Source organism: Paraburkholderia sp. BCC1885 (genome assembly GCF_900996235.1).
In the GTDB taxonomy this organism is placed as follows: domain Bacteria; phylum Pseudomonadota; class Gammaproteobacteria; order Burkholderiales; family Burkholderiaceae; genus Paraburkholderia.
Genome location: NZ_CAAJGM010000111.1, coordinates 427,208 through 445,480 on the forward strand (window position 1 = coordinate 427,208; position 18,273 = coordinate 445,480).

At 60.8% G+C, this 18,273-nt stretch carries 12 protein-coding genes and 2 tRNA genes; 3 read left to right on the top strand and 11 right to left on the bottom strand.

Features of this window, described 5'->3' with window-relative positions; genetic code table 11:
• Nucleotide 1: 1 nt before the first annotated feature.
• The 8 genes from FQ755_RS10910 to rnr form a co-directional block, all read right to left on the bottom strand.
• Nucleotides 2–841, bottom strand: a complete 840-nt coding sequence (locus tag FQ755_RS10910) for a methyltransferase, TIGR04325 family (RefSeq protein WP_144153934.1) — start codon at nt 839–841, stop codon at nt 2–4.
• A gap of 36 nt (nt 842–877) precedes the next feature.
• Nucleotides 878–3,040 (bottom strand): GNVR domain-containing protein, encoded by a 2,163-nt coding sequence (locus tag FQ755_RS10915; protein ID WP_260858489.1) that lies wholly within the window; start codon nt 3,038–3,040, stop codon nt 878–880.
• A 159-nt stretch (nt 3,041–3,199) separates the two neighbouring features.
• The gene (locus tag FQ755_RS10920; RefSeq protein WP_144154642.1) at nt 3,200–4,420 is read right to left on the bottom strand and encodes a polysaccharide biosynthesis/export family protein; all 1,221 of its coding nucleotides are present in this window, start codon (nt 4,418–4,420) and stop codon (nt 3,200–3,202) included.
• Between the two features lie 258 nt (nt 4,421–4,678).
• Nucleotides 4,679–5,758 (bottom strand): sugar transferase, encoded by a 1,080-nt coding sequence (locus FQ755_RS10925; RefSeq protein WP_144153938.1) that lies wholly within the window; start codon nt 5,756–5,758, stop codon nt 4,679–4,681.
• A gap of 654 nt (nt 5,759–6,412) precedes the next feature.
• On the bottom strand, nt 6,413–6,835 hold the full coding sequence (locus tag FQ755_RS10930) for a type II toxin-antitoxin system HigA family antitoxin (protein WP_144153940.1): 423 nt from the start codon (nt 6,833–6,835) through the stop codon (nt 6,413–6,415).
• Nucleotides 6,836–7,468: 633 nt separating this feature from the next.
• Nucleotides 7,469–8,164, bottom strand: coding sequence for a ribose-5-phosphate isomerase RpiA (gene rpiA / locus FQ755_RS10935; RefSeq protein WP_144153942.1), 696 nt, complete (start codon nt 8,162–8,164; stop codon nt 7,469–7,471).
• 103 nt (nt 8,165–8,267) lie between these two features.
• Nucleotides 8,268–9,017, bottom strand: a complete 750-nt coding sequence (rlmB, locus tag FQ755_RS10940; protein ID WP_144153944.1) for a 23S rRNA (guanosine(2251)-2'-O)-methyltransferase RlmB — start codon at nt 9,015–9,017, stop codon at nt 8,268–8,270.
• Nucleotides 9,018–9,203: 186 nt separating this feature from the next.
• Complete coding sequence (gene rnr, locus FQ755_RS10945) at nt 9,204–11,705, bottom strand: ribonuclease R (protein ID WP_144153946.1); 2,502 nt, start codon at nt 11,703–11,705, stop codon at nt 9,204–9,206.
• A gap of 259 nt (nt 11,706–11,964) precedes the next feature.
• Between rnr and FQ755_RS10950 the strand changes: the two genes are divergently transcribed.
• Nucleotides 11,965–12,051, top strand: a tRNA-Leu gene (locus tag FQ755_RS10950).
• A 240-nt stretch (nt 12,052–12,291) separates the two neighbouring features.
• Nucleotides 12,292–12,378: transfer RNA gene (locus FQ755_RS10955), tRNA-Leu, on the top strand.
• 135 nt (nt 12,379–12,513) lie between these two features.
• On the opposite strand, the gene FQ755_RS10960 is transcribed toward FQ755_RS10955, so the two are convergent.
• The 3 genes from FQ755_RS10960 to FQ755_RS10970 all read right to left on the bottom strand — a co-directional run bounded on the left by FQ755_RS10960 (nt 12,514) and on the right by FQ755_RS10970 (nt 16,164).
• A complete protein-coding gene (locus FQ755_RS10960) occupies nt 12,514–13,359 on the bottom strand; it encodes a hypothetical protein (RefSeq protein WP_186308484.1) in 846 nt (281 codons plus the stop codon).
• Between the two features lie 222 nt (nt 13,360–13,581).
• On the bottom strand, nt 13,582–14,190 hold the full coding sequence (locus FQ755_RS10965) for a response regulator transcription factor (protein WP_144153951.1): 609 nt from the start codon (nt 14,188–14,190) through the stop codon (nt 13,582–13,584).
• Nucleotides 14,191–14,463: 273 nt separating this feature from the next.
• Nucleotides 14,464–16,164 (bottom strand): tetratricopeptide repeat protein, encoded by a 1,701-nt coding sequence (locus FQ755_RS10970; protein ID WP_144153953.1) that lies wholly within the window; start codon nt 16,162–16,164, stop codon nt 14,464–14,466.
• Between the two features lie 272 nt (nt 16,165–16,436).
• Between FQ755_RS10970 and FQ755_RS10975 the strand changes: the two genes are divergently transcribed.
• On the top strand, nt 16,437–18,254 hold the full coding sequence (locus FQ755_RS10975; RefSeq protein ID WP_144153955.1) for a glycosyl transferase family 1: 1,818 nt from the start codon (nt 16,437–16,439) through the stop codon (nt 18,252–18,254).
• The last annotated feature ends 19 nt before the right edge of the window (nt 18,255–18,273 follow it).

The window sequence follows — 18,273 nt, forward strand, 5'->3', positions numbered from 1 at the left end:
ACTACCGATACTCAAGCCACAGGCCCGCATAGGCTGCGACGCTGGAGGAAGGTCGATCCAGCACGGAAAGCCGGAGTTCGGGCGCCTGCCACTCACCCAGCACGCCATAGCCCAGCCGCTCGAACTGAGCAATCAGTTTCGAGCGATTGTAGAGCTTGCAACCGACGCGGATATGCCCCGCATCCTGGACCACCGCAAAGTCCGGACCGTCGATCAGCGGCGTCCGGTTGATCAGGATATAGCGAGGACGCTGGCCGATGCTTTCCAGCAACTCGGGCAGCGACCGGTCGAAATACTGCAGCGAGCCGCTGGCGATAAATAGATCGGCGCCACTCGCCTGCTGCAGATCGTCGGTAAACTGGAGATTGGGTACGTTACGGCTACTTGCCAGGGTTCGCCCGCGCGAAATGGTTTCCGGCAAATCGAAGACAGTCCAGACCACATCCTTCCTTAGCGGCAAATAATCTCTGTAGCAGTAGTAAAGATTGCCGACGTTGCCACCCAGATCGAAAATCTTTTTGACGCAAAGCAGCGGGTCGCGCAGGTAATAGAAGGCGGCATAGTCGCTCGGCCGCGCCATGCGATTGAGTTCGAGATGCAAGGCCACGTTAGCGGGATTTTCATGGCCGCCTCGCGCATACGGCTTGACTGCCCGCTTCACTTCGTCGAGCGTCCCGAAGCTGCGCCGGTATCCCAGCAGCCACCCCAGAATCACGCTCCCCACGCGGGTGCGTCCGGCCCCTTCTATCAATCGGCGACCGTACCCGAACCTGCCAAGCACGCTGAAAATCTTCGCAGTCGAGACGATCTGAAGGTCGCGTAGCTTATTTCGTATGCGCATCGAAGTGCTCCGGCCTGGGATTGAGATTCGCCAGCATCAGCTCGCCCGTCCCGCATCGTCGGCAAAGCCGGAATCCGGATACTTGTACGCGTCATACCCGGTGCCATAGCGGCCCGGCCGCGATGCCACGTCGTTAAAGATCACGCCCCGAACCGATACGCCGATCTGCTCGAACCGGCGAGTCGACTCGCGCAGTTCCTCCACGGTCGTCACGCCGTGGCGGGCAACCAAAAACACCATGCCCGCGACAGACGCCACAATGCCCGAGTCGGCCACCGGCAGGACCGGCGGGGCATCGATCAGGACTACGTCATAATCGCTATCGGCCTGGGTTGCAAACGCCAGGAAGTTGCGATGCTTGAGAATTTCGCTGGCGTTTTGTACATATCCACCGTTGGCCAGGAAGTCGACACCCGGCAGAATGTTTCGATGCACGGCATCTTCGAACGTGCGGCCACGCGTCACGATATTGGTGAGACCCGGGCTGCACGGAACCCCAAGATACTGATGCAACGTCCCCCTTCTCAGGTCGGCATCGACCAGCAACACGCGCTGCCCCGACGCGCCGATCAGAGTGGCGAGATTGACTGAGACGAAGGACTTTCCCACAATCGGAGTGGGCCCGGCGAGCAGGACAATCCGGTTAGTGGCATCCAGCAGGGCAAATTCGAGCGCGCTTCTAAAACTGCGCAGACTTTCGATCGCGGCGTCGCCCGAGGACGCCCGCGCCAGCACCAGGTTTAAGACGGTATTGCCCGACAGCTTGCGTGTCAGCATTTCCTGCGTCTTGCTGCGCGGAACCGTTGCGTAGACGGCCAGCCCCGTACCGGCTTCGATTTCGTCCTGCGCGGCCACCCCGTCGACCAGTTTCCGCTTGATCAATACGAGCGCGACGCCCACGAACAGACCGGTCATGAGCGAGCCCGCCACGGCAAGCGAACGCTTCGGCCGGATGGGACGGTCCGGCACGATGGCGGTATCCACGAGGCGCACATTCGATACTTTGCCGGCCTTGAGAAGCCGCAATTGTTCACGCGTGTTGAGCAGGTTCGTGTACAGATTGGTGTCGACCTGCACCTCTCTTTGCAAGCGCAGCAGATTTTGCTCCATCGGAGGCAATTGGCGCGTCACGGCGGCAATGCCGCCCACTTCTCTTTGAGCTTCGTTCAATTCGTCGTTGACCGCGATCACCGCCGGATTTTCTTCGGTATAGCGCGCGAGCAGCAAGGCACGCTGCTGCTGGAGATCGGCGACCTTGCCCTGCGCCATCGCCGAGCGCTGCAAAAGCGCCGCCGCTTCCGCAGTCAGATCCACCGTGCCGTTCTTGGCGCGGAAAGTGTTGAATTCGTTTTCCGCCGTCTCCAGTTTGGACTTCAGTTCAGGCAATTGTCCGTCGAGAAACGAAATCGACTTTTGCGCTTCTTCCTGAGTACGCAAGACATTTTGCTGCACATACGCCGCGCCGATTGCGTTGAGGATCGCGCTAATCTTCTTCGGATCCGTGCCCTCCAGAGCCACACCGATCACATCCGAGTCTTTACCCTTCTCCAGAATCAGCAAACCGTCCTGCACATTCTGGATCGCCGAAAGCTCAGAACTACGAACGAGTTCAAAACCGACGCCCGGCTTGCCGACGATCTGGTCGACGAGCAGATCGATCGTCCCTGCGCTGGTTTCCGCATGCAGCAGTTCACCCACTCGTCCCGACAGTTCGATGTCCTTGTACTTCAACGAATAATTGCCGTTCTCGCGCTGCGTCACGATGAACTTCGCGCCATCCAGTTCGTCGGGGACATCGAATTTCGACACGGAGATGTGCTCGCGGCCCCACGCATATCCGCCCATACCGGAATGGGTCAGGTCCTTCAACTGGCTCGCGAGCCACCGGCCGATCACGGGGAAATAGCGCGGCGTCGCGCTGATGTCGAGTTGCGCGCTTTTCACCGCGCCCGCGATCACCAGTCTCGAACGCAAGACCTCGATCTCCGCTGAAGCCGCCGTCTTCACGGCGAACATGGATTTCACGTCGCTCAGGGCGTCCTTGGCGGTGTTCGGGGTTTCCTCGACCTGGATCAGGATGTCCGCCTGATAAACCGGCGCCGAAAGCAGCGCATACGCTACGCCAAAAAAGACGAAGCAGGCCGTGACGATGACGATCATGCGGCGGTTCTGGTACAGCACGTCCAGAAGACTACCCATGTGATTCTCCTGCCCGGGTCCAGCATCGATCATCTCGAATGACGGTTTGCGGTAATTCATACGTCCTCCCCCTACATTGCCAGGCGTTCCCGCTCTGCCTGTTTTATTTTCAGCACTGCTGGATTGATTGCCGCCAAACCACGCAAAAAATCCTGCTCATCAATAACCGACCGCTCGTGTAGCCGCCGCCGCCTGGGTGCTCGGCACCAGCAGGCCAATCACACGGCTCCACCTCACAAGCGCCGACGCGTCGACGAACACGACGTCGTTGGGTCGTAGCTCGAAGCCATCCGCGGTCGCCATTGCCGCCGGCGAACCCGCGTTCAGATGGAACACCACCGGCTTGCCCGCGTCACGCCCGCGAACGACGAAGACCTGCGATGCATCGCCGGACGTTTGACTGATGCCCCCCGCGTCGCCTAGCGCCTCGTTCAGGCTCATCCGGCCATTGTTGAAAGTCAGGCTGCCGGGCCGCGTCACTTCGCCGAACACATACACCTTCGTGTCGGTCTGCGCGAAAACGCGCACCATGTCGCCCCTGCGCAGTTCGATGTTGTCCGGGTTCACACCCTTGGCGATCATGTCGGGAATGTCGACCACCACTGTCTTGTCACCTCGCGTAATCGCGACCGACGAGCGGTCGGCCGTGGGCATGAAGCCGCCGGCGCGATTGATGGCCTCGGGCAAGGTCATCGGCATGTCGTTCAGAACCAGCACGCCGGGATTCTTGACCGCACCGTCCAGATAGACGCGTTTGCTGCGGTAGGTCTGAATCCGCACCGTCAGTTGGGGCGCCCGCACGTAACGGCTCAACTTTTCGGCGAGCAGATCGCGCGCTTCCATTTCGGTGAGACCTTCGACCTTGATCGGACCGATATAGGCATACTGGATCCGGCCGCCCGAGTCGACCGTATAGCCTGAGGTCATCGAGTCCGAACCGTTTGCTTCCGGGCCGGCCGAAGGCGACGCGCCCGGCATGTTCAGTTCGGGGTGATCCCACACCACGATGCTCAGAATGTCGCCTGGCCCCAGCGTGTACGGAGCCGGCTTGGCGAACAATTGCGTGACATCGGGCGGAACGGTTTTCGAACGTTCGGACCGCTCCTTCTCGACCAGATCGTCAGTGATCTCGATCATCGAGCCGACCGGCGGAGCGTCGGCACTTTTGCCCGAGCGAGCGTCGGTCGAATGCACGGTGGTGCTCAAACCGCTCGCGGCCGAGGTCTGTTCCGACCCGGCGGATGGAGGCGGGGAATTAAACGACATCCCCGGCGACCACGAGCAGCCTGCGACGCACGCCGCGAGCGCCATGCCGCCTAGCACGGTCCTGAAGTGCGGCCGGCGTTTGCCGGCGTGAGACTGAGTCGAACAATCGCGCATGCCGGCTGCCTGCTTTGCCGGCAAGCCGCTCAACTCATCCGCGTTCCTGGTCCTTACCGAATTCAACTTGATACCTGACATCGTCGCTACTCCCTTCCGTCGCGCGTTCAACCTGAAGCCCCCGTTGCAACGCGCCCCGCTATGTAGAATTTATTGGCTGCTTTCGTCTGGACTGCGTACCATGTGCTTACCGCTGTTGCCACCCCGCCCCATCATTTCGTCTTTGATCCATACGTGACACGCATTCGTGACACGCCTTCAATAAGCGCCGCTTCCCTTGAAGACGACTTTGAAAGTCTTGAATAAAATCGTCACGTCGCGCAGCAACGACCAGTTCTGCACATACGCCACGTCGAGCGACACGCGCGTCGCATAGTCCGTCGTGCTGCGCCCGCTGACCTGCCACAGGCCGGTCATGCCAGGCTTGGCCATCAGGTAGTACATGACGCTCGCGCCGTAGCGCTCCAGCTCCTGATCGATCACCGGTCGCGGACCCACCAGGCTCATGTCGCCGCGCACCACGTTCCACAGTTGCGGCAATTCATCCAGGCTCGTGCGGCGCAGAAAACGGCCGATTCGCGTGACCCGCACATCGTTCTTCAGTTTGAAATCGCGCTCCCATTCGGCGCGGGCCAGCGGATCGCTTTCGATCAGAGCCTTGAGCACCTGATCCGCGTTGACGACCATCGAACGAAACTTCAGGCAACGAAACCGCTTGCCGTTCCGTCCCACGCGGACATGTCCAAACATGGCGGGACCACCGTCGCTCATCACCAGAAGCGCCAGCAACCCAAGCACAGGCAGAAACACCACTATCAACGATGCGCCCAGCACCACGTCGAAGCTGCGCTTGACGAAGTTGCGTGCCGCGCCGGCGTAATTAAGACCTTCCGCGGGCGCGGTCGTCTCACGCGGTGCGCGCAACGAGCCGCCACGCACCAGCCGCAGACCGGCCTGACGGGCAAGATTGAATTCAGCAAAAATCAGCGTATGCGAGCCGAGCAACGAGATGCCCGTCATCAGCGTCCAGTAGAGAAACCACGTCAGCGACAAGTGGTTCTCGCGATGAATCGCATACAGCAAAGCGAGGCCGCAAAGCTGCACGGCAAGCCAGGCAAATGCCGTTCGGCTTGCCGTGCCGACCACCGAGCGGGTTCGCTGCGGCGGATAGGTTCCGCAAGCGGGAAACACGGACAGCGCCAGGGCCGCGACAAACGCCACGACCGATGGATCGAGCTCGTGTGGATGGCCCACCTGGGGCAGATTCAGATGTAACGCGCCAAACGCACCCAATACAATCAGTGCGATGTCGATGACTCGATGGATTAGTACAGACATTTCGGTTACCCCAAACCTTAACGTTCCCGCGCCGAGCGCTTCGCTCGCCGCCGCACACGGCTGCCATGATTTCCGCCTGGCGGATCGCACGCCAGTAGCGCAAACCTCGCCTCCTTTTAACGCTGGTAGCGAGACTCCCCCTACTGTCCTCGCCGACGTTTTCCATCGACCGCACCTTGTTGAATACGAACACCGCAGCGTCACCGTGGGGCGTGCATGGCTGTCCACACGCCTTCTGTTTTCGGTGCACGCCGCCTTACGGTTCGTCCGGCAAGCAGTGCTTCATTCCATGTCGATAAACTACGTCCTCAGGTCCAAGGATTCCGTGCGGCATCACACCAACGATGCTGTTTCATTCGCAACACGGGAAATGCCCTAAGACACGACGACGCGGTTCAGGCGCCCGTTATGGATGCGCGCGGATCGGCTTCGCTCAGGCAACGAGCGAAGTTCGCGTTCTGGAGGCGTAGCGATGCGAAAACCACCAAGGGGCGGCCGGCCGTTCGGCGACGAACGGCGAACGGCGCTACTCAATTGGCTTCCGGCTCAGGAAATACGGCCTATTTTCTTTAGTAATACGAAGTATCAATGTTTTAAGTACGGTTAAAACATCCCTTTACTTCGCATTGTTACGTCATGAATTCTGGCGGAGCGTTACAGAAAAACCCTGACGTCCGTGCGAAAACGCACGGCGAGTGCCTTCGCCACATTCTTGCTGATCGCACGGCGCCCGGCGAGGATGTCGCTTACCACGGTGGGCGATGCGATATCCGCGAGGTCTTTTTGCTTGAGGCCGTGCGTTTCGAGCAGATGGCGCAGCACTTCGCGCGGCTCGGCTTCGGGCAGCACCACGTGGCGATTTTCCCAGACACCGATCAGGTCGGACACGACACCGAGCAGATCTGCAAGCGGATTGCCTGTGTCGCCCTGAAGATGATTCTTCAGCGCATGCGCGAGCTGTCCCATCTCCTCGTATTCCTGCTCGTTGCGAATCGGCTTGATAAATACCTTGCTCTGCAACGCAGCCCAGGCTTCAACGATATCGGGGACCTGGCCCGAAAGGCGATCGGCATTCATATTATTTGAATTTTCCTGTTCAGAAGTTTGTATTCTTTAGACATCGGTCAATGCCAGACCGAACGCACCGGCATGTTTGCGCAAGTCCCCTATGACGACACCGCGCGCCGTTCGTCCGCGATTCCTTCGGCATTGCCTGCTCCTCTCCATTACTTAGGATGACGAATTTTTTGCAATTCGCCGTCCCGTTCTGACCGACATATGGCGTCGTATCACCCGACGGATAAGTCACCTACCCCGCCGGAACGGGAGCGGTCCGCATGGTTCACACGCGGGTCACCGGAAAGTCATACCGGTCGCACCCAATACGCGCGGCAGTCCAACGCCACGCAACCGAGTTTAAAAGGAGCGCCGTCGGCCGAGCGTGCGCACGACCACACTCCGCTATCGAGAGATGACAAAAAGTGAAGGTTCGTGGCTGTGGCGTCGATGCCAATCACGATATGGGCGAGAACGGCCTGGCAGGCGGTCCGGGGCGGCTAGAGGCTTAAATGGGAGCGCAAGCGCAGGAATGAGCGCTATCAGGCCGCCTGCAAGACAGCGCTATGTGTGACTGGAGACAAAAAGGCATCGCGCTGCGCCCGACGCGCCGCGCGATGCCCTTGCTTGCATACCGCGTTACTCGCGGCGATCCTAGCCGCGGCTGTAGCGAACCGTTTCGACACCCGTATCCGTGCCGAGCAGACACAGATTCGCGCCGCGTTCTGCGAACAGACCCACGGTTACGACGCCTGGCCACGCGTTGATCCGTGCTTCGAGTGCGCGCGGATCGGCAATCTGCAGACCTTTGATGTCGATGATCTCGTTGCCGTTGTCGGTGATGAAAGGCGCGCCGTCCTTCGTCACGCGCACGACCGGCACGCCGCCCAATGCGGTCACGCGGCGGCCGATTGCGGTGCGGGCCATCGGCACCACTTCGAGCGGCAGCGGAAACTGGCCGAGCACGGCGACGCGCTTGCTGGCGTCCGCGATGCACACGAACACGTCCGACACCGACGCCACGATCTTTTCGCGCGTCAACGCCCCGCCGCCGCCCTTGATCATCGCGCCGCTGTGGTCGATTTCATCGGCGCCGTCCACGTACACCGGCAGCCCTTCGATCTCGTTCAGATCGAACACCTTGATGCCGTGCGATTGCAGCCGCGCCGTGGTGGCGTGCGAACTGGACACCGCGCCGCGATAGCGCTGCTTCGTCGTGGCGAGCGCGTCGATGAAACAGTTGGCGGTCGACCCGGTCCCGACGCCGATCACGGCGCCTTCGGGCACGTTCGCATTCACATAATCGGCGGCGGCCTGGCCGACCAGTTGCTTGAGTTCGTCTTGAGTCATGGCAATTGCTAAGAGGCGGAAAAAACGGAAGTCTACCGGACTAGCATGCGCCGCGCGGCTTGATCCGGCAAGCACGAAGGTTTCGTCAGCCCCCTCTTTGCCCTTAGGCCTGGACCTTGACGGAGCGTTGCCGCACCGCTTCGTACAGGCAAACACCGCTCGCCACGGAGACGTTGAGACTTTCGACGCTACCCGCCATCGGAATCTTCATGACGATGTCGCAGGTGTCCCGCGTGAGACGGCGCATGCCCTCGCCTTCCGCCCCCATCACCAGCGCGACCGGGCCGTCGAGTTTGGTTTCGTAGACGCTGGCGGTGGCTTCGTCGGCTGTGCCTACGACCCAGACGCCGGCGTCCTTCAGTTCGCGCAGCGCGCGCGCCAGGTTCGTCACCGTGATGTACGGTACGGTGTCGGCCGCGCCGCTGGCCACTTTCGCCGCCGTGGCGTTCAGGCCGACCGCCCGGTCGCGCGGCGCGATTACCGCATGCGCACCCGCCGCGTCCGCGACTCGCAGACAGGCACCCAGGTTGTGCGGATCGGTCACGCCGTCGAGCACCAGGATCAGCGGCGCGCCGGCGATGCCGTCGAGCAGTTCCGCGAGATTCTGCGCCAGCGGCAGGTCACCGGCGCGCGCGACCACGCCCTGGTGGCGCTCGGTGTGCGCGAGGCCCCACAGGCGCGTTTCGTCGGCTGCAATCAGACGCACGCCCGCTTCCTTCGCCGCGTGGAGAAACTCCGTCATGCGGCGATCTTTACGCGTCGCGTCGTAATACACCTCTTCGACCGTGGCAGCATCGTGGCGCAGACGTGCGGTTACTGCGTGGAAACCGTATAGAACCTTGAGACGTGACATGACTGAAACAACCTTTGATTGAGCGCTCCGCAACGCGGATGCACTACTGGGATAAATACAAATCAAATGCAGACCGCGCGCAACCGGCACATGAACATGTACCCGTTGCGCGCGGCGGACCCGCTGCGGCAGGACCTACGCGGCAACCGCGATGAATCGCGGCGCCGTGCACATCCTGCCGCGGAATCAGCGCTTCTTGCGCGCCTGTGGCTTCGACGACGCCGCCGACTTGGCCGAGGCGCCGTGCTTTCTGGCCGCCCCGCGCGCGGCGCGGGCTTCCTTGACGGCGAGCGTGGGCGCAGGCGCCGCCTTCTTGCTGCGACGCCCTCCCGCGCCGCCCTCGGCCGGCGGCAGCGAGCGAACCCGCGGACCACCCGGCTCGGAGGCGGATTTGTCGACCAGCGCCGGCCGCGAGCCCGGCGACTTGATGGGCGTATCACGCACCAGCCGGAAGTCGATCTTGCGTGCATCCAGATCGACGCGGCTCACCTGCACCCGCACCCGGTCCGACAGACGATAGCGAATACCCGTGCGTTCGCCGCGCAACTCGTTCTTGATCTCGTCGTACTGGAAGTAATCCGAGCCCAGTTCGGTGACATGCACGAGGCCTTCGATAAACAGCGCATCGAGTTGCACGAAGATGCCGAACGAGGTCACGCCGCTCACCATGCCGCCGTACTCTTCGCCGAGCTTGTCGCGCATGAAATAGCACTTGAGCCAGGCTTCGACGTCGCGCGAGGCTTCGTCGGCGCGGCGCTCGTTGGCCGAGCAATGCAGGCCGAGTTCTTCCCAGATCGCCACGTTGTTCGAACGCGTGCGGCCGCGCTTTTCGTCATCGGCCTGCTGCATGGCGCGGGCGCGCGGCGACAAGGCGGTGTTCAGATCGACGCCGTGCGGCGCTTCCGGCGTGTACTTGCGGCCCTGCAGGATCGCGTAGATCGCGCGGTGGGTCAGCAGATCGGGGTAGCGGCGAATCGGGCTCGTAAAGTGGGCGTAGGCCTCATAGGCGAGACCGAAGTGGCCAATGTTGTCCGGGCTGTACACCGCCTGCTGCATCGAGCGCAGCAGCATGGTTTGCAGCATCTGGGCGTCGGGACGGTCGCGAATTTGCGCCATCAGCGCGGCGTAGTCGCTGGCGTGCGGCGAGTCGCCGCCGCCCAGCGTCAGGCCCATGCCGCGCAGGAATGTGCGCAGGTTCTCGAGCTTCTCGGCGGTCGGGCCGGCGTGCACGCGGTACAGGCCGGGATGCTTGTTGCGCTTCATGAAGTCGGCCGCGCAGACGTTGGCGGCCAGCATGCATTCTTCGATCAGCTTGTGGGCGTCGTTGCGGGTGCGCGGGATGATCTGCTCGATCTTGCCCTGGGCGTTGCAGACGATGTAGGTCTCGGTGGTGTCGAAGTCGATTGCGCCGCGTTTCTGGCGCGCGGCGAACAGCGACTTGTACACGCCATACAGATTCTGCAGTTGCGGCAGCAAGGCCGCGCGACGCGTCGCTTCGGGACCCTTGGTGTTCTTCAGCACCGCGGCGACTTCGGTATAGGTCAGCCGCGCCGACGAATGCATCACGCCCGGATAAAACTGATACGCCTTGATCTCGCCGCGCGCGGTGATCACCATGTCGCACACCAGCACGCAACGGTCGACGTGCGGATTCAGCGAACACAGGCCGTTCGACAGCTTCTCCGGCAGCATGGGAATCACGCGGCGCGGGAAATAGACCGACGTGCTGCGTTCGATCGCATCGACGTCGAGCCCGCTCTTCGGATGCACATAGTGCGAGACGTCGGCAATCGCCACGATCAGGCGGAAGCCCTCGCCCTTGCCCACCGCGATCGGTTCGCAATAGACGGCATCGTCGAAGTCGCGGGCGTCTTCGCCGTCGATCGTGACGAGCGGCACGTCGCGCAGGTCGACGCGATGGCGAATGTCGGTGGGACGCACTTCGTCGGGCAGCCTGGCGGCGTCATCGAGCGCGGCCTGGCTGAACTCGTGCGGCACGCCGTACTTGCGCACGGCGATTTCGATTTCCATGCCCGGGTCGTCGATATCGCCCAGCACTTCCACCACGCGGCCGAGCGGCTGTGAATGACGGCTCGGGAAGTCCGTCAGTTCGACCACCACCACCTGACCGACCTTGGCCTTCTTGGTGTTCTGCGTGATGAGAATATCGTGGCCGATGCGCTTGTCTTCGGGCGCCACGATCAGCGCGCCGTTTTCGTTGAGCAGACGTCCGATCACGCGCTTGTTGGCGCGGTCCGTGACTTCGACGATATGGCCTTCGGGCCGGCCGCGCCGGTCATAGCCGACGATGCGCGCCAGCACGCGGTCGTTGTGCATGACCTTTTGCATCTCGCCGGTGGGCAGGAACAGGTCGTCCTGGCCGTCGTCGCGCACCAGAAAACCGTAGCCGTCGCGATGGCCCTGCACCCGGCCGCCGACGAAATTGGAGGGATGCGTAAGCTGGTAGAGATTGCGCTGATCGAGCCGGATCTGGCCGTCGCGCTCCATCGCCGCCAGGCGCTTGAAAAATCCTTCGCGCTCCTGGCGCTTGATCGACAACGCTTCGGCGATGTCGTTCGCTGCAAGCGGCGCTTCACTCGTGCGTAGCACGCCGAGGATTTCTTCGCGGCTCGGAATCGGATACGGATATTTGCTCAAGGGCTTGTCGATGATTTTTTCTCGTTGCATGGACGTCGGTCGGCGTAATGACGCGGCTGTTGCACCTGCGATTGACTGCTCGGGTCTGGCTCGTTCAAGGCTGAGTCCGACGGGCTTGTGCACCGTGCCAACGAACTACTGCGAGGCATTCTAACACCCGTATTGCGCGCTACGCGCCGTGTCAGAAGGCGCTCAGGGGCACAATCGGCGGGCGTTTGGCGGTTTTCTCGAAATGCTTGACAGGTACGATTGCGTCGCTATAATAGCGGTCTCTGTTCTACAGACACCTGCCCAGGTGGCGAAATTGGTAGACGCACTAGGTTCAGGTCCTAGCGGTGGCAACACTGTGGAGGTTCGAGTCCTCTCTTGGGCACCAGATTCAAAAGTAAAGCCGCTTCCGAGCGGCTTTACTTTTTGTGTGAGGCTTCACCGCGAGTTTGAATACATCCGAACGCGTGACGAAGTCTCTTTAGCAGAATTTAGCAGGACGGGAAGCCTCGTATCGAAGTTAATGCTTCGAATGGGCGGTCCAGACGGGTTTGAATGAAGCGAATGTTAAAGTCCCCATTGACACGCTAATTCATCCCGCTAAAATAGCGGTCTAGCTTCAAGACGTGCCCAGGTGGCGGAATTGGTAGACGCACTAGGTTCAGGTCCTAGCGGTGGCAACACCGTGGAGGTTCGAGTCCTCTCCTGGGCACCATGAGTTGTTCCGGCGTAAGCCGAAGAAGTTCGAGAAACCCCGTAAGATTCCTGTCTTACGGGGTTTTTTGTTTTCTGCTGCGCAAACGGTGTCTGCAGGCGGACGGCTGCCTCGGTCCTGCGTCCTGGTTCCTGGCTATTCGCCGCGACTGCCCAGAAAGGCATCCGGGTCGTCCATGACCCGGCGCTGCGTCATGTGGCCGTCCCAATGCTCATCCGACGACGGCGCGGCATACACCTCGACCGGCGCACGCTGATGACGCGCAGCCCACACGAGCGAACCGACCTGCTCGCCGCCCTGCCCGTTCGACGCAGCGCCGCGCGTCCACTCGGGTTGTGCCGACGCAGAAGGATGCACCACCGGACGAGCCTTCCGGTTCAGCCGCATGCGCGCCTGCACATGCGCGTCGCTCAGATGCGCAACGCCGACGCGCGCGCCCGCCTTTTGCGGCGCCAGGACGAATTTCTCCTGAGCAGCAAACGGCATGAGCTTTCGATTGCCGACCTGAGGTACGTCCCAAGTCTGACCGTCGGGTTTCGCGGTACCGGCAGAGGCCTGTGTTACGGCGGGTTCCAGCTTCGTCGCCGCACGCGGCGGCGTCCGCGGCGTTGTCTTCAGGGGTGTGATTGTCGACGGCCTCTGGCCGCTGACATTCGGTGCCATGATGAGGCCAGGCTTCACGGCCGTCGGCTTCGACTTTTCCATTTCAGGCATCGAGGAAGTCGCCAGCAACCATGACAGACCAATACCGTATCCGACAAAAATCGCCGCTCCGAGGAGGTAGTCGGAGCGCGACGACTTATGCCGCACCGTCTCCATAGACAGATAGCGTCGCACCTCCTCCATTGCCGCGTCGAAATTGCCGGCCTTGGCACGCGGTGGCGCGGGCTGATAGAAGAAGGTGTGCCGGACCTTGGTTGGACGCCGCCCGTCCCCCGACTCGTCATTCTGACGCACGGCCTTTTGCGCGGCTGCCTTCATCGCCGTCCCATATGCGCCGAACGGCGGAGGCACGCCGTCGAACGGACGCAGCAACGGGAGCGCGAGGTCGCCTCCGATCAAAGCAAAGGGTCCGTTCATGAGGTATTTCTCCAATGCGGCGCAGCCGCGTTTCAATTTGCGTAGCCGGCAATCCGGGCGCCGTCCGGGCCCGAATTGCCGCGATTTCGTGATGCCGGATTAAAAACACTTACGTCAGCCAAACTAACCGGCCAACCGTTGATTCATCGTGAATTCAATCAAACCCGCCACCGACGACACGCCTAGTTTCGTCTGGACACGGGTTTTATAGGTACTCACGGTTTTAGGACTCAGTTTCAGCAGTGCCGCGATTTCTTTGTTATTAATACCGCGCACGATATGGTGCAATACTTCGAGTTCACGCGACGACAGCGAGTTCAGGCCACTTTCTTCACCCTGCTCGGTGACATTTGCCGCGAAACAGTCATAGCCGTATAACAACGACTTGACTGCCGGCAGCAGTTCATTGACGTTCCGCACCTTGCCGAAATAACCATTGGCGCCCGCCAGCCGGGCATGCGGCGCCATCAGATGCTCCGGCTTGGCGGACAGCACAAAAATACGGATTTTCTGATTAACTTTACGGACATGCCGAATAACGGTTAGACCGTCAATTTTCGGCAATTCAAGATCGATAATCACCAGATCCGGGGCCGTGGAAAGAATCAGTTCAAGACCTTCGCTGCCATCTTCCGCCTCACCGATGATTTCGAGTTCCGGATCGGTGCATAGAAGCTGTGACACCACAGCGCGAATCAGCGGATGGTCGTCGACAATAACGATTCTTTTCACTTAACTATCTCCGGACGGTTCTGGCATGGGATTAACCGCGGATTTCAGGTTTCGGGAAATTTTCGGCGTTTTCTGGACGGGCGATTCCCTATGACTCCGCGGATACGACCGGTGGTTTTTTATCAACGCCACCGCGATCTCAGATTTAAATTCTGACGGCTTCGATCCCACGCGCACATCGGAATAAGCCGAAATCTTGTAGGACGCATGTAGGCGACGCTGCCACGCCTGATGGTCGGCAATCGGGCGTGGAGGTGCCGCGGGGAAACGCGCTTATGCCAGGCCTTCCAGCAATGCCTGTTTGAGACGGGTCACGACATCGCCCCATTCACCCAGCGTCTCCTGCCGGAATAAACGCGCCGTCGGATACCAGACGCTATCCGTGCGGTGCAGCATCCAGCGCCAATCCGGCTGGGCGGCCAGCAGAATCCAGACGGGTTTGCCCAGCGCGCCGGCGAGATGGGCAATCGAGGTATCGACCGTTATCACGAGGTCCAGCGCGTCGATCAACGCCGCCGAAGCGGCGAAGTCATGCAGTTCGTCGCCCAGGCTGTGGATAGGCCAGTCTGGGCCGACGCTCGCAATCTCGTTTTGCGCTGGCCCTTTCTGAAGCGCACACCAGCTTATCCCCGGTAGCTCGCCCAGCGGGGCAAGTGTGCGCAATGGCACAGACCGGAAAGCATCGAAATGATGCGCCGGATTGCCGGCCCAGACCAGGCCGATCTTGCGCATACCACCGGCTATCGCCTGCAATCGGGCCGACCAGTCCGAGGCCCGGGTCCGATCGGCGAACAGGTAGGGCACGGTCGTGGGAATCGGCGTACTGGCGGGAAGCACGGCCGGCACGCTCATCAGGCGGCACCAGTAGTCATAGCCGGCGGACGGCGGTTGACCCAACGCCTCATTCACGCCGGACGCCGAGCGGCATAGGTCGACCAGATCCTCCTGCAGCCAGACATCGACGCTCGCCCCCAGATCCCGCAGCACGGCGGCATAGCGGACGAACTGCAACTGGTCTCCGGCGCCTTGCTCACGCGCCAGCAAAAACCGCTTTCCCTGCAGCGGCTGCCCCTGCCACTCCGGAAAAGGCAGCGGCGCATAGTTGCGCACACCCCGCGCCGTCGTCTTGCGGTGCTCGAAGTGCCGCCAGCCTTCCGAATAATCTCCACGCCGCAGCAACAACATGCCCAGCTGATTATGGGCCTCCGACAAGGTCGGCTGAAGCCGGATGGCTTCTCGAAAATGCCGCTCCGCTTCCTCGTAGCGGGCGAGTCCTACAAGGGTGAATGCGAGATTGTTATTCAGAGGCGCCGAGTCGGGTTGCAGGACCAGCGCCTTCCGGTACGCGGTCAACGCCGCTTCGAAACGTCGTTGCGCATCGTAGGCATACGCCAGATCGAACCAGGCATTGACATCATCAGGCACGAGCGCGACCCGCCGTTCGAGATAGACACTCGCCTCCGCATAGCGATGGATCTGCCTCAACATCCTGCCCAGACGCAGCAGCAGTTCCGGCTCGTTTGGCCACACGGCAGCGGCGTTTTCGCAGCACGAAATCGCTTCATCGTAGCGACCGAGGCGCTCGAGCAGCGCAAGCAATTCATGGACGGCAACGGACGAATCCGCTCGCAGCTTCAGCACGCGGCGGTAGTGATCGATGGCTTCATCGACCTGCTGCAATGCCGTTAGTGATCTGGCGATGCCGAGATGCGCATCGGCAAGATCCGGTGCGACAGATAGCGCCCGACGATAGGCGTCAATTGCTTCGGAATGCTTATCGAGTGACGAACATGTCAAAGCGAGGCCGAGCAACGCCTGCACATGAGTGGGCTCAGCCGAGACGACGCGGCGATAAATCTGCTCCGCCTCGGCGAGGCGGCCCGCCCGATGATGCGACAGCGCCAACTCGAAAACTTCGGAGACAGCAATGGATTCGGGTTGCCCCGTCGGCGGGTGACACGGCTCAGATTGCATGGCTCATGGTGGGAATGTCGCGGGCAGTTCGCGCACGTTGCGAACCCATTGCAGTTTCGCACCTCGCCTTCCGGTTTTGCAAAAATTCTTCAGGACTGTCGTTGCAGTCTGTCAGCCTCTCGCATCGAAGCACGCCGGCATTTCTCAAAGAGAAACAATCGCAAAGGGTTGCTCAAACCGCATGCTTCTTTTGCCTAAAATGAATCGTCCAATTGCTGTACGTCGGCAAATCGACGTCACGCAATCCAATTCCCACTTACATCGCCAGACCCATGAATACCGACGTGTCGATTGACCACCTTGAACGACTTGTCTTCAGTCGCGCTTATGATCCAGCCGTTACGCAATTGGAGCGGCTGTTCGAGGCGCTTCAGACGAATGGGAAAATTTCGGCCTCTGGCATTGCGCACTTACCACTGGAACTGCAACGAGCAAGAATCTGCACGCGCGCGGCGGGTGCGGTGTCCGCGCTGTTCGCGGATTCTGCTTTCCGTCCCAATCCGGCCCAGGTGAAGTCCTTGTTCACGCACCATTCATGGTTCGGGACGATTTTCGCGGCCACGCCTTTTGGCAACGCCGACCATATCATCCGCACGCTGAATCCTCGTGGCCCTGACGACAAACACTTCCTGGCTGGCGATTCATTTGTCGAAAAGCTATGCCTGCTTTATTCGATCCAGTCGGACGTGGTAATCGATCTTGATGCCCTGTGGAGACACGACTCGCTACTTGCCGCAAAACTGGCGGTTGCCCTTGTCGCCTCGCCGTTTCTCGGAACGCAGACGGCGCATCTGAAGCGCGAGACCTTGCTGAAATGGCTACCTGAGAAGCTGGCGCAGATCCGGAATCTCGATGACCTGGCACCGGATATTCTGCCGGCCGCTTACATGCACTGCAGCTATGCAGACCTGCCCGAGCGGCATGCCATCAAGAAGGGAATCAATCTGCTCGTGCGCCGCAAGCTCGATCAGATCGGCTGGAGCAGCCCGGTTTCGCCAGCGCGGCCCAAGCGGCCCAAGCGGTCGAAGCCGCTGATGATCGTCGTAGTGGAGTGGTTTACTCGCGCGCACTCGATCTATCGCACACATTCACGAACGTTGGAAGCGGCGAGGCAGCACTTCGAGGTGGTGGGCTTTGGTTTTCCTGATGTCGTCGACGACGCGGGCCGCGCGATCTTCGACCAGTTTATCGAGCTGGGTGAGCAGAACGACATCGTTCACGCGCTGGACACGATCCGGAAATTCGCAGCCGCTCGACAACCCGACGTACTTTACATGCCAAGCGTGGGTATGTTCGTGCTCACGGTTTTCATGGCGAACCTGCGCGTCGCACCCTTGCAGATTGCCGCACTCGGCCACCCGGCCACCACGCATTCGGACATGATCGATTACATCAGCGTCGAGGAAGACTTCGTCGGCGATCCTGCGTGTTTCAGCGAGAAGCTGCTGACGCTGCCCAAGGACGGGCAACCGTACATCGCACGCGCCCGCCCCGATTTTATTCCGGGTGTTCCGCCGCGACGCGAAGCGGTGCACGTCATTGTCACCTCGACGCCCATGAAGCTCAATCCACGCTTTCTGGACGCTTGCCGGCGAATTGTTGAAAACGCGGGCATACCCGTCCAGGTCCACTTCATGACGGTGTTTCCCGCGGGTCTGCGGCTGGTACATATCGCGGAAACCATCCGGCAAATCGTGCCGGGCGCGATCGTGCACGGCGAACACGACTACCCATCCTATCTGCGGCGAGTGCACCATGCCGACCTGTTTCTGAGCCCGTTTCCGTTTGGCAATACCAACGGGATCATCGACGCGTTTTCGGTCGGCGTTCCAGGTGTTTGCAAGACGGGGGCAGAGGTGTTCGAACATATCGACGGCGCGCTGTTCGCCCGTGCGGAAATGCCCGCGTGGACCACCACCCGTTCCGTTGACGACTATGTCGAGGCGGCCGTGCGCATGATTACCCAGCATGACGAGCGCGAAGCATTACGCAAGCGATTGCTCGACACTCAGGCGGTTGAACGTTTTTTTGTGGGACGACCCGAGTCCTTCGGACAAAAGGTTGCGCAATTGCTGCAGCAGGATCGTTAAAGGGACCATCATGAATACG

Coding starts and splice junctions, on each gene's coding strand:
- rpiA (WP_144153942.1), bottom strand. CDS start 8,164: ATGACTCAAGACGAACTCAAGCAACTGGTCGGCCAGGCCGCCGCCGAT.
- FQ755_RS10915 (WP_260858489.1), bottom strand. CDS start 3,040: ATGGGTAGTCTTCTGGACGTGCTGTACCAGAACCGCCGCATGATCGTC.
- FQ755_RS10910 (WP_144153934.1), bottom strand. CDS start 841: ATGCGCATACGAAATAAGCTACGCGACCTTCAGATCGTCTCGACTGCG.
- FQ755_RS10970 (WP_144153953.1), bottom strand. CDS start 16,164: ATGCAATCTGAGCCGTGTCACCCGCCGACGGGGCAACCCGAATCCATT.
- FQ755_RS10960 (WP_186308484.1), bottom strand. CDS start 13,359: ATGAAGGCAGCCGCGCAAAAGGCCGTGCGTCAGAATGACGAGTCGGGG.
- FQ755_RS10975 (WP_144153955.1), top strand. CDS start 16,437: ATGAATACCGACGTGTCGATTGACCACCTTGAACGACTTGTCTTCAGT.
- FQ755_RS10925 (WP_144153938.1), bottom strand. CDS start 5,758: ATGTCTGTACTAATCCATCGAGTCATCGACATCGCACTGATTGTATTG.
- FQ755_RS10930 (WP_144153940.1), bottom strand. CDS start 6,835: ATGAATGCCGATCGCCTTTCGGGCCAGGTCCCCGATATCGTTGAAGCC.
- FQ755_RS10920 (WP_144154642.1), bottom strand. CDS start 4,420: ATGCGCGATTGTTCGACTCAGTCTCACGCCGGCAAACGCCGGCCGCAC.
- rnr (WP_144153946.1), bottom strand. CDS start 11,705: ATGCAACGAGAAAAAATCATCGACAAGCCCTTGAGCAAATATCCGTAT.
- rlmB (WP_144153944.1), bottom strand. CDS start 9,017: ATGTCACGTCTCAAGGTTCTATACGGTTTCCACGCAGTAACCGCACGT.